This window comes from Streptomyces sp. NBC_00691 (assembly GCF_036226665.1).
In the GTDB taxonomy this organism is placed as follows: Bacteria; Actinomycetota; Actinomycetes; order Streptomycetales; family Streptomycetaceae; genus Streptomyces.
In genome coordinates this window covers 7,373,638-7,385,029 of record NZ_CP109007.1, presented here as the reverse complement: position 1 = coordinate 7,385,029, position 11,392 = coordinate 7,373,638, and the positions used below count along the sequence as shown (strand labels likewise).

At 72.1% G+C, this 11,392-nt stretch carries 13 protein-coding genes; 9 read left to right on the top strand and 4 right to left on the bottom strand.

The features are described from left to right. Window positions 1-13 precede the first annotated feature (13 nt). The 5 genes from OG392_RS33230 (at window position 14) to trxA (ending at window position 4,377) form a co-directional block, all read left to right on the top strand. Window positions 14-307 (top strand): Dabb family protein, encoded by a 294-nt coding sequence (locus tag OG392_RS33230; protein ID WP_329285655.1) that lies wholly within the window; start codon window positions 14-16, stop codon window positions 305-307. A 3-nt stretch (window positions 308-310) separates the two neighbouring features. Beyond that, the gene (locus OG392_RS33225) at window positions 311-1,411 is read left to right on the top strand and encodes a terpene synthase family protein (RefSeq protein WP_329285653.1); all 1,101 of its coding nucleotides are present in this window, start codon (window positions 311-313) and stop codon (window positions 1,409-1,411) included. After that, window positions 1,408-2,760 (top strand): cytochrome P450, encoded by a 1,353-nt coding sequence (locus OG392_RS33220; protein WP_329285652.1) that lies wholly within the window; start codon window positions 1,408-1,410, stop codon window positions 2,758-2,760. The genes OG392_RS33225 and OG392_RS33220 overlap by 4 nt, the downstream gene beginning before the upstream one ends. 35 nt (window positions 2,761-2,795) lie before the next feature. Further along, the gene (locus tag OG392_RS33215; RefSeq protein ID WP_329285650.1) at window positions 2,796-3,842 is read left to right on the top strand and encodes a polyprenyl synthetase family protein; all 1,047 of its coding nucleotides are present in this window, start codon (window positions 2,796-2,798) and stop codon (window positions 3,840-3,842) included. 169 nt (window positions 3,843-4,011) lie between these two features. Then, entirely contained in the window at window positions 4,012-4,377 is a 366-nt protein-coding gene (trxA, locus tag OG392_RS33210; protein WP_329285648.1) for a thioredoxin, read from the top strand. 60 nt (window positions 4,378-4,437) lie between these two features. Here the strand turns inward: trxA and OG392_RS33205 are convergent, their stop codons facing one another. From OG392_RS33205 to OG392_RS33195, 3 genes are all read right to left on the bottom strand, one after another. Beyond that, the gene (locus OG392_RS33205) at window positions 4,438-5,625 is read right to left on the bottom strand and encodes a thiolase family protein (protein ID WP_329285646.1); all 1,188 of its coding nucleotides are present in this window, start codon (window positions 5,623-5,625) and stop codon (window positions 4,438-4,440) included. A gap of 148 nt (window positions 5,626-5,773) precedes the next feature. Next, the gene (locus OG392_RS33200; protein ID WP_329285645.1) at window positions 5,774-6,043 is read right to left on the bottom strand and encodes a hypothetical protein; all 270 of its coding nucleotides are present in this window, start codon (window positions 6,041-6,043) and stop codon (window positions 5,774-5,776) included. A 70-nt stretch (window positions 6,044-6,113) separates the two neighbouring features. Then, window positions 6,114-7,148, bottom strand: coding sequence for a LacI family DNA-binding transcriptional regulator (locus OG392_RS33195; protein WP_329285643.1), 1,035 nt, complete (start codon window positions 7,146-7,148; stop codon window positions 6,114-6,116). Between the two features lie 154 nt (window positions 7,149-7,302). Here OG392_RS33195 and OG392_RS33190 point away from each other — a divergent pair, with 154 nt between their 5' ends. From OG392_RS33190 to OG392_RS33175, 4 genes are all read left to right on the top strand, one after another. Beyond that, window positions 7,303-8,565 (top strand): MFS transporter, encoded by a 1,263-nt coding sequence (locus tag OG392_RS33190; protein WP_329285641.1) that lies wholly within the window; start codon window positions 7,303-7,305, stop codon window positions 8,563-8,565. Between the two features lie 42 nt (window positions 8,566-8,607). Beyond that, window positions 8,608-9,315: an alpha/beta fold hydrolase gene (locus OG392_RS33185; protein ID WP_329285639.1), complete on the top strand. Its 708-nt coding sequence runs from the start codon at window positions 8,608-8,610 to the stop codon at window positions 9,313-9,315. Window positions 9,316-9,329: 14 nt separating this feature from the next. Continuing rightward, a complete protein-coding gene (locus OG392_RS33180; RefSeq protein WP_329285638.1) occupies window positions 9,330-9,560 on the top strand; it encodes a hypothetical protein in 231 nt (76 codons plus the stop codon). 84 nt (window positions 9,561-9,644) lie between these two features. After that, window positions 9,645-11,060, top strand: a complete 1,416-nt coding sequence (locus OG392_RS33175; protein ID WP_329285637.1) for a flotillin family protein — start codon at window positions 9,645-9,647, stop codon at window positions 11,058-11,060. 108 nt (window positions 11,061-11,168) lie between these two features. Here OG392_RS33175 and OG392_RS33170 read toward each other — a convergent pair whose 3' ends face one another. Next, complete coding sequence (locus tag OG392_RS33170; protein ID WP_329285635.1) at window positions 11,169-11,339, bottom strand: hypothetical protein; 171 nt, start codon at window positions 11,337-11,339, stop codon at window positions 11,169-11,171. Window positions 11,340-11,392: the final 53 nt, after the last annotated feature.

Here is an 11,392-nt window from a genome sequence, read left to right as displayed (position 1 = left end):
CAGGAGATCCACCGTGATACGTCATGTCGTGCTGTTCAAGTTCAAGCCCGGGATCGACTGGAACGACCCGCGCGCCCAGGAGGCGGAACGTTCCACCGCCAAGGTGGGCGGCGAGGTCCCCGAGCTCCGCGCGTGGCGCTACGGGCGCAACGTCTCCCCCCGGGAGATCGCCTACGACTTCCTCGCCGAGGGGGTCATGGACGACATGGAGGCTGTCGAGCGGTACATCGTGCACCCGTTCCATCAGGAATCGGTCCGTCGATGGCGTGAGATCAGCGATTGGGTCATCGTCGACGTCGAGGACTGAGACATGCCGATCGACGTGGACTTCCCCCTGCCCTTCGCCGCCGGGCGGCCCCTCCCCCAGCGCGTCGAACGCGCCAGGCGGCGGGGCGTGGACTGGTCGACGGAGCGCCGGCTGATCCGGCCCACGGAGGCCGCGATCGGCTACTTCCTCGACATGCGGCTGGCGGACGTGTCGACCGGGTTCTGTCCCGAGGCCGACGGACCCGACCTGGACGTGATGACCGACATCATCACCTGGACCGCCGTCTGCGACGACTTCTTCGACGGTCCGGCCGGCGACGACCCGGGATTCGCCGAGGCCGCGGTCCTCGCGCTCTCGTCGCTGACCGGGTCGGACGGGCCGGCCGCGGTTCCCCGGGGCGTCGAGCCCCTGGCCGGTGCCACCGCCGACCTGTGGGCCCGGATGCGGGCGCCCATGTCCCCCGCGTGGCAGGCCAGGGCCGCTCGGAACTGGCGCCGCTTCCTGCGGTCGTTCCTGGCCGAGGCCGACGCCCGGCGCGACCGGACCGTCCCTGACCTGGCCCGCTACCTGGCCCTGCGCAGGGAGACCATGGCGATGTACGTCTATCTGGACGCGGCGGAACGGACCGGCCGGTACGAGGTGCCGGAGCGGGTCCTGACCGACCCGGCGCTGCTCCGGCTGAGCACCCTGCAGATCGACATCCTCGCGCACTGCAACGACGTCCACTCCGTCGAACACGAGGAGGCCCGGGGGGACACCCACAACCTGGTGCTCGTCCTGGAGGGGGAGGGCAGCCGCTCCCGCGGCGAGGTGATCGAGGAGATCCGTGACCGCGTGGGCCGGCTGGTCGTCCGGTTCCGGCGCGAGGCGGACGGGATCCCCGCCCTCTGCGACCGCCTGTCCTGCGATCCGGCCGAGCGGGCCGCCACGTACCGCCATCTGACGGCCCTCACCCGCCAGCTGCGGGTGACCTACGACTGGTCGCTCGCCACGACCCGGTACGCCCAGCACGCCACGCCGGGCCGGCGGCCGGAGTACCTGGAGGCGGGCGACGCACGGAGCGGCGCGTCCGCCGGCCGGGCCGATCTCCCCCCGGACGGCCGGCCTGGCCTCGTACCGCAGCAGTTCGGAGAAGCCCGTTGACCACGTACGAGACCCTGTCCCCCGCCCCCGCCCTGGCCGGCGGCCTCCCTCTGCTCGGACACGCCCCGTGGCTGGCCCTGCGGCCCCTCGACTTCGTGGAGAGACTGCGGGACCACGCTCCGGTCGCCCTCTTCAAGGTCGGCACCCGGTCGGCCTACATGGTGAGTTCCGGGGAGCTGATGAAGGATCTGCTGATCACCCAGCAGAGCAGGTTCGAGAAGGGCGGCCCTCTCTTCGAACAGGCCACGAAGCTCCTCGGAAACGGACTCGCCGCCTCTAACGGGGAGTTCCACCTGCGGCAGCGGCGGCTGTCGCAGCCGGCGTTCCACCACAGCCGGATGGGCGTCTACGCCCGTGCCGCGCTCGACGCCGCCGTGCTCGTCTCCGGGACCTGGCGCGACGGCGAGGTCGTCGAACTGGGCCGCGCGCTCAACGACATGACCATGGAGATCCTCGCCAGGACGCTCTTCTCCTCCCTCACCACCGAGGCCGCCGCCGAGATACGGCGCTGCCTGCCCGCCCTCGTGGCGGGCGTGGGACGGCGGGCCTTCATCCCGGTCGAGTTCGTCCACAAGCTCCCGCTGCCGGTGAACCGGCGCGAGGCGGAGTCGCTGCGGCGGCTGTACGAGGTGGTCGACGGCATCATCTCGGACTACCGGGCGAGCGACCTGGACCAGGACGACCTGCTGTCGACGCTGATGCTCGCGCGTGACGAGCAGACCGGCGAGGGCATGACCAGCGAGCAGCTGCACGACGAGATCCGGTCGATGATGGTCGCGGGCACGGAGACCTCGGCCACCCTGCTGCTCTGGGCCTTCCAGGTGCTGGGCGCACGCCCCGACATCGAGCGCCGGGTGCACGCCGAGCTCGACGAGGTGCTGGCCGGCAGACCGGTGGAGTACGCCGACCTGCCCTCCCTCGCCTACCTCGGCCGTGTCGTCCAGGAGCTGCTGCGGATGTACCCGACCGGCTGGATCCTCACCCGGCGGGCGACCTCCCCGGCCGTCCTCGGCGGGCATCTCATCCCCGAGGGCGCGGACGTGTTCTTCAGCCCGTACGCGCTCCACCGCGACCCGGCGGTCTTCGCCGACCCCGGCAGGTTCGACCCGGACCGCTGGCTCCCCGAACGGGCGGCGGCCGTTCCGCGCCACGCCTATCTGCCGTTCGGCGCCGGGGTGCGCAAGTGCATCGGCGAGTCCCTCGCCTACGCCGAGATCACCCTGATCCTCGCCTCCCTCATGGGCCGCTGGCGGATGCGGTCCGTGACGGGGCGGCTGCCCCGTCCGGTCGCGGGCTCCACGCTGCGGCCCAAGGAGTCGGTCATGCGCGTGGAAGAGCGTCGTCGGTGACGGGCCGCGAGGCGCGTCCGCCGGAGGGCGGAACCATGACGAGGACGATCCGCGCCCGCCCGGACATATCCGCCCGGGAAGACCTGCGGGCCCTGCTCGAACAGGTCGAGAGCGGTCTGCGCGCCTTCCTGGCGCGGGAGCGGCACCGCTGGTCGCGCCCGGACGGCGCAGGAGCGGAGCCGGCTCTGGCGGTGGCCGAGCTGGTCGGTGCCGGAGGGAAGCGCCTGCGCCCGAGGTTCCTCCTCAGCGGCTACCTCGCCGCGGGGGGAAAGCCCGGGGAGGCACCGGTCCGGGCCGCGATGGCGCTGGAACTCCTGCACGTGGCGGCACTCGTCCACGACGACGTGATGGACGACGCGGACCGCCGCAGGACCCGGCCCACGGTGCACGCCCGGCACGCGGAGATCCACCGGGACGGGGCGTGGTTCGGCGAGCCGCGACGCTACGGGGAATCCATGGCGATCCTCGCCGGCGACCTGGCCTGGGCGTACGCCGACCACCTCATGGCCGGTACGTCCCGGGCCGTGGCCCAGGAGTGGTTCGACCTCAAGACCGAGCTGATCGCCGGCCAGGCGATGGACGTGACCGCGGCGGCCGAGCTGCGACCGGACGTCGGACTCGCGCGGCACATCGCGCTGGTGAAGTCCGGCCGGTACACGGTGCTCCGGCCGCTGGCCCTCGGCGCGCTCCTGGCCGGACGCCCGGACCTCGCCGCGGCGTTCCAGCCGTACGGCGAGTCGCTGGGCGAGGCCTTCCAGCTGCGGGACGACCTCATCGACGCCTTCGGCGACGGGGCGGTGAGCGGCAAGCCGGTACGCCAGGACTTCGGCCGCGGCAAGATGACGCTGCTGCTCGCCCTGGCGATGCGGTCCGACGAGCGGATCCGCGGCCTCGTCGAACGGGGCGAGGTCGAAGCCCTGCACGAGCGCCTCTCCGGCACCGCGGTCCACGCCCGGATCGAGACACGCATAGAACACCTGGTGAACCAGGCGTGCGCCTCCCTCACGACGGCCCCGCTGCCTCCCGAGTGGCGCCGAGAACTCACTGCCACGGCCGCGTCGGCGGCATACCGGGAGACCTGAGCCGGTACGGGGCGGAGCGCCCTCGGACCGTACGTGTTCCACCGTTCGTGGCATGGGAGCCGGTCGGCCCATGAGCTGCGGAATAGCGCGGCTCGATACGCCGTTGTGCCGGGCGAGTCCCCAGGGGACCGTGAGGACACCGCCAGGAGATCCCCGAAAGGTAGGAACAATGAGCACCGTAGAGCTCACCAAGGACAACTTCGACGAGGTCGTGAGCGGAAACGCTTTCGTCCTGATCGACTTCTGGGCTTCCTGGTGCGGTCCCTGCCGTCAGTTCGCCCCGGTCTACGACGCGGCCTCCGAGCGGCACGAGGACCTGGTCTTCGCCAAGGTGGACACCGAGGCGCAGCCGGAGCTGGCGGCGGCGTTCGAGATCCGCTCGATCCCGACGCTGATGATCGTGCGCGACAACGTCGCGATCTTCGCGCAGCCCGGCGCCCTGCCCGAGGCCGCGCTGGAGGACGTGATCGGCCAGGCACGGAAGCTGGACATGGACGAGGTCCGCAAGTCCGTCGAGGACGCCAAGCAGAAGTGATCCACCGCGAGGGGGGTACGGGAGTCACTCCCGTACCCCCCTCGCGTGCCGTCCGGGTGCTCAGCGCTCCAGGACCAGGGCGAGCCCCTGGCCGACGCCGATGCAGAGGGCGGCGAGGCCGGTGCCCGAGCCGGCCGCCGCCAGCTGGTGGGCGACCGATCCGGCGAGGCGGGCGCCCGAGGCACCCAGCGGGTGACCGATCGCGACGGCTCCGCCGCGAGGGTTCACGATGTCGGGGTCCAGTTCCGGCCATTCCGCGAGGCAGCCGAGCGACTGGGCCGCGAAGGCCTCGTTCAGCTCGAAGGTCCGCAGGTCGGCGAAGGAACGTCCCGACTTCTCCAGGGCCCGCCGGACCGCCTCGACCGGGCCGAGACCGAAGAGCTGGGGCTCGATGCCCGTGACGGCGGACGTGCGGATCCGGGCCAGCGGCTCCCGGCCGGTCTCGCGCAGCCCGTCCTCGTCGACGAGCAGCAGGGCGGCTGCGCCGTCGTTGAGCGGGGAGGAGTTGCCCGCCGTGACCGTGCCGCCCGAGGGGCGGAAGGACGGCTTCAGCTTGGCGAGGGCCTCCATGGACGTGGAGTCGCGGATGCACTCGTCCCGGGCGAGTTCCACCCCCGGGCAGGGGACGACCTCGTCGTCGTACAGCCCCTTCGCCCAGGCCTCGGCCGCCTTGCGGTGGCTGGCGAGCGCGAAGGCGTCCTGCTGCTCACGGGTGATGCCGTGCTTGTCGGCGATCAGCTCCGCGCCCTCGCCCAGCGGGACCGTCCACTCGGCGGGCATGCGCGGGTTGGTCATGCGCCAGCCGAGGGTCGTGGAGTGCAGCTGCTGGTGGCCCGCCGGGAAGGCCCGCTCGGGCTTCTGCAGGACCCAGGGCGCGCGGGACATCGACTCGACGCCGCCGGCGATCGCCACGGAGGCGTCGCCGAGGGCGATGGCGCGGGCCGCCTGGATCACGGCCTCGAGACCGGAGCCGCAGAGGCGGTTGACGGTGACGCCGGGCACGGAGACGGGCAGCCCGGCGAGCAGCACGGCCATCCGCGCGACGTCCCGGTTGTCCTCGCCCGCGCCGTTGGCGTCGCCGAAGTAGACGTCGTCGACACGCGCCGGGTCGAGCGCGGGAGTGCGGTCCACGAGAGCCCGGACGACGTGCCCGGCGAGGTCGTCGGGACGCACGGAGGCGAGGGCGCCACCGAACTTCCCGATCGGGGTGCGGACGGCGTCGACGATGTAGACGTCGCGGATGCTCATCGGTTCTCTCCCACGTGACCTTCGGAACGACTCTGTTCGCCTGGTGACAGGACTTTCGATCCGAAGACTTCGGTCCTGGCGCGCGCGCAGAGTCTCTGCCCGTCGGACCGCCCTGTCAACGGGCGCCTTCTGGACAGGACGCCCCAGGTCAGTCGCTTCGGGCCGGGCGGGCGAGGGCCGTGAGGCCGTAGTCGAGCTCGCGGCCGTCGACGAGGAGCGCTTCGACGGTGCGCGTCTCGGGGTCGATGTCGGCCCTGATGCCGTGGCCCTCGTAGATCGGATAGCCCGATTCGCCGTGCCGCCCGGTGGCCTCCACGACGGCGGTGCGCACGGCGCTGTCCGTCACGGCGGCCCCGCCCCGGTCCTCGACGTGCGCGGGCACCAGCAGGATCTCGAAACGCTGCGGAACTGTGCTCATGCGTCGACGCTAAGCGCTGGGCCGCCCGGCGGCCTGCCGTCGGGCGGCCTCCCACCGGGCGGCCGGGCGCTCAGCTGGACTCGCGCCGGACGATCTCCGAGGCGAGGAGCGAGCGGGTGCGGGGCGGGGCCTCCGGTTCCCGGACGGCACGGTCGACCAGCTCAGCGAGTTCCCGTCCGAGCACCATGTCGATCCGCACGGTGCTGAGCCGCGGCCGCAGCAGCCGGCCGAGCAGCAGATCGTCCGCGCCCACGACGGCGACCTCCTCCGGCACGGACAGGCCGGCGTCCTGGAGCGCCCGCATCAGGAGCATCGCGTACTCGTCGTTGTAGGCGAACACGGCGTCGAGGCCGAGCTCCCGCCAGCGCCCCGCGAGCCCGTCCGCCGACTCCTCGTCGTACCGCAGCGGCAGGGGTACGACGGTGGCGCCGGTACCGCCCGCCGCGCGCCGGGCGCCGTCGAGGCGGGGGCCGGAGAACATGTCGAGGCCCGGCTCCTCGGGGATGACGACGCCGATCCGGCGCCGTCCGCTCTCCACGAGGTGGGCGGTGGCCACCTCTCCCACCCGTCCCTGGTCCAGGACCAGGGCGTGGGTGCCCTCGACGTCCTGGGTGCCGAGGGTGATCACGGCGCGCGCGCCGGACCGCTTGAGGATCTCGACGCCCTGCCCGGTCAGCTGGACCTCGCCGAGCGAGACCACGGCCACCGGCCGGAGCTCGGCCCAGGCGCGGGCGGCCTCCTCGCCCTCCAGGCCGACGCTGCCGTACTGGACCACCGTGTAGTCGAGGCGTCGCAGGGCCCACTGGAAATCGTTGAAGAACTGGCTGTACAGCGGTCCGACCGGCACGTGGGAGGTCGGCAGCAGCACCATCCGGCTGTGGCCGGCCCGGAGGCTGCGGGCGGCCGCGTGCGGCACGTACCCCAGCTCCTCGGCCGCTTCGCGCACCCTGCGGCGGGTGGGCTCGCTGATGCGGACGGCCGAAGTGTTGTTCAGGACGTACGAGACGGTGGCCCGGGAAACGCCCGCGAGGCGGGCGACATCGGCGCTGGTCGGGACCGCGCGCCCGGTGGGGCGTTCGGGGGTGTGTTCGGTTGGCTGACTCATCGCTTCGGCATCTTTCCAGAACAATCCGGCCCGGGGTCTGGCGGATGGCCGGAAACGAGTGCTACACAGTGCTCACACGTGTCACTGACACGTGTAACTAACGTCATCGATCCGCATCTCGCCCCTCGTCGGGCGATCTCCCCAGGAGGGCACCGTGGCCCTTTCCTCCCCCGGCTCCACCACCGCCGGCACCGGCGACCCGGGACCCGGCTCCGCACCCGCCGACCGGCCCGCCCGCGGGCTGCTGCCCCTGCTCCTCGCCGGGAACACCGCGATGTACGCCCTGTACATCGGCGTCCCCGGACTGTTGCTCGCGCTCCAGATCGAGGAGATCGACCCGGTCGGCAAGGTGACGAACTTCGGCCTCGTCTCCGGCATATCGGCGATCTTCGCCACCGTCTTCAACCCGGTGGCGGGCGCCCTCTCCGACCGCTCGGGCCGCCGCAACCCGTGGATCCTCGCCGGTGGCCTGCTCGCGCTGCCCGTGATGCTGCTCCTCGGCAGCGTCCACACGATCCTGCTGGTGACCATCGCCTGGTGTCTCGGCCAGGCCGTCCTGAACGTCTACCAGGCGGCCCTGACCTCCGTGGTGCCCGACCGGGTCCCCCTGGCCGCCCGGGGCAAGGCCTCCGCGGCCGTCGGCCTCGGCCTCCCCGTCGGCTCGACGATCGGCGCCCTGGTCGGTGCGGCCTTCTCCGAGGACTACCGCACCGGCTATCTCGTCTTCGGGGCGATCGTCGCGGCCACCGCCGTGATCTTCACCGCCTGCGCCCGGGAGCGCCGGATGCCCCCGAAGGCCCCGCTGCCGGTCAGGGAGCAGCTCGCGGCCTTCGGCAGTGCCCTCGGGGACCACGACTTCCGCTGGGCCTTCATCGGCCGCGCCCTGCTGGTCCTCGGCTATTTCGCGGTGGCCGGGTTCCAGCTGTACATCCTCAAGGACCACACCGAGCTGCCCGCCGGGCTGAGCCCCGAGGAGGCCGTGGCGATCCTCATGCCGCTCAACGCGGTCGCGATGGTGGTCTCCACCGTGCTCGGCGGCTGGCTGTCGGACCGTTTCGACCGGCGCAAGCTCTTCGTGGCCGCCTCCGCCGCGCTGGCCGCCGTCGCCCTCCTCATCCCGGCCGCCTCGACGAGCTGGACCGCGATGCTGGTCTTCTCCGCGGTCAACGGCCTCGGTTTCGGCTGCTACATGGCCGTCGACACCGCCCTGGTGACCATGGTGCTGCCGAAGGCCGAGGACGCCGCCCGTGACATGGGCGTCCTCAACGTCGCCAACGCCGGACCGCAGATCGTCGCCCCCTTGGTGGCCTCTCTCATCGTCTCGCTCAGTGGCGGGTACACGGCACTGTTCTTGATCGCCGCCGTACTGTCGGTACTCGGCGCGCTCGCCGTGCGCCCCATCCGCAGCGTGCGCTGACCCCGGCCGGCGCCCGCCCAGCACCGTCAGAAAGGCAGCGCCGTGCGTCTGCACACGACCACTTGGGGTTCGGGCGACCGGATCGCCCTGCTCGTCCACGGCCTGATGGCCGACCACCGCACCTGGCGGCGGGTCGGCCCGGCGCTCGCGGAGCGCGGCTACCGGGTGATCGCGGTGGACCTGCGCGGGCACGGGCTGAGCGGGCGGGCGGCGGGGCCTGCGGAGTACCGGCCGGCGGACCACGCCGACGACCTCGTCGAAACCCTCCCCTCCGGTGCGGAGTTGGCGGTCGGACACTCGCTCGGCGGGCTGGTGCTCGCACGGGCCCTGGAGCGGCTCGGGCCGGCCCGCGCGGTCTACTCCGATCCCGCCTGGCATCTGAAGGCGGGTCCCGCCGGCTTTCGCGCCGAGCTCTTCGTCCGGGGGAAGACGATGACCCGGGAGCAGATCAGGGGCTTCAACCCGGACTGGCCCGACGAGGACGTCGAGACAGAGATGGCGTCCGTACGCCTCTGGGACGAGCGATCGGCCTACGGACTGCGCGACTTCGTGGGAGCGGACATGTGGCCCGCCCGTGCCGCGGTCCCGTCCCTGGTCACCCTCGCCGACCCGAGCACGCTGGTCCCCCCCGACTCGGCCCGGATGCTGGCGGGCCGCGGATTCACCGTCCGTACGGTGGAGAAGGCGGGTCACACGATCCACCGGGACGACTACGACGGGTTCATGTCCGCTCTGGAGGGCTGGATCTGACGTACCGTTCAGCCATGGACGACGCGTCGATGGACTCCTCGATGGTGGGACTGCTCGGCCGGGTGACCGGCACCGTCGGGCCCGGTCTCGTCGGTGAGGTGATCGTCCGGATCCGGGGCGGTGCCGAGCACTTCCTCGCCCATCCGGCCACCCCGAAGGAGCGGATCGATGTCGGAACGGTGGTGATGGTCATGGAACATCTCCCTCCACGCACCGTCTATGTCACAGCCGCGTACGACAGTTGACGCAGCCGTTGAGTGGCGCCGGTCACAGGCGCACACTCCCTTCACCGGATCCGCACCGGCTCCGGTGAAGGGGGACCATGTCCAATGGGCATCGGCATCATCGCGGGCGCCGTCGTCGGCGCCTTCGCCGTTCTCGTCATCGTCTTCAAGATGATGTGGCGCGTCGCGGAACCCAACGAGGCGCTGATCATCTCCGGCTCCAACCACAAGAACGAGGGCCTCGGCGCGGGCATGGGGTTCCGCATCGTCACCGGGCGCGGCACGCTCGTCCTGCCGGGCGTACAGGCGGTGCGCAAGCTCTCGCTCGACCTCAACGAGACCCAGCTGTCCGTCGAGTGCGTCACCCACCAGGGCATTCCGCTGAAGGTCCGGGGTGTGGTGATCTTCAAGGTCGGTGACGACTTCGTGTCGATCGCCAACGCCGCACGCCGCTTCCTCGACCAGCAGAAGCTGATGAGCGAGCGGGTGCACATCGTCTTCGCCGGTCATCTCCGCGCCATCGTGGGCGGGTTGACGGTGGAGGACATGATCCGTGACCGGGAGAAGCTGACCGGGCAGGCGCGTTCGGCCTGTGGCACGGAGATGGAGAAGCTCGGTCTGATCGTCGACTCGCTGCAGATCCACGAGATCGAAGACCCGACCGGGTACATCAAGAACCTGGCCGCCCCGCACGCGGCCGCCGTCCAGCGGGACGCGCGGATCGCGCAGGCCGAGGCCAACCGGCGGGCGACCGAGGCCGAGCAGCAGGCAGCGGCGCGCATGTCGGAGGCCACCCGCGACAGCGAGATCCTCCAGGCGGGCTACCAGGCCGAGCGGGACCAGGCGTCCGCGAAGGCCCGGCAGGCCGGTCCGCTGGCGGAGGCGGCCTCCCGCCAGGAGGTGGTCGTCCAGGAGACCCGGGTCGCGGAGCTGGAGGGACACCGCAAGGAGCAGCAGCTGCAGGCGGAGGTCCGCAAGCCGGCCGACGCGCTGGCGTACGAGACCCGGACGCTGGCCGCGGCCGAGCGTGACGCCCGGATCTCGGCGGCCGAGGCCGACGCGAAGGAGACCGAGCTGGCGAGCGCGGCCGAGGCGACGGCGACCCGGCTCACCGGTGAGGCAGAGGCGGCGGCGCAGCACGCCAAGGGGCTCGCGGTCGCCGAGGCGACCCGGGCGAAGGGTCTGGCGGAGGCCGAGTCGATCAAGGCCCGTGCGGCGGCGCTCGCGGAGAACCAGGAGGCGGTGGTCGCCCAGCAACTGGCGGAGAAGTGGCCGGAGATCGTCTCCGCGGGCGCGTCGGCGTTCGGGAACGTGGACCAGATGGTGCTGCTGAACGGCGCCGACGGCATGGCCGAGGTGTTCGCCAAGGCGCTGACCATGGGCGGGACGGGTCTCGGTCTGGCCCGGCAGCTGCTCTCCACGATGAACCCGGCGGCCCAGGAGCGGCTGGGTGCCGTCGTGCCTCCGGCGCCGCGGGCGCCGGAGGAGAGCGTCGAGATCAGGGTCGGCGACGGGGAGTAGCCGACGCGCGGCAGGAGTGACGGGCGAGGGGACACGGGCCGGGGGCCCGGAGCCGTGACGGCTCCGGGCCCCCGGCCTCGTACCCCGTCGGCTCCCCGCCTCGCTTGGTCAGTTGTGGCCGAACTTCCGTTCCTTACGGTGCGACGAGTGCTCCACCAGGGGCATCGACGTCTCGCTCTTGGGAGCCGCCGAGGCCTGTTCCCTGGTGGCTGCCTCGGTGCGGTGCTCATGGCCGCCGGTACGGGCTCCCCGGTTCGTCCGGGTCTGTTTCCTGCCCACGATCGTGCCTCCCGTGACGGGTGTCGGACTGTGGTCCGTATCCCCTCAGCCTG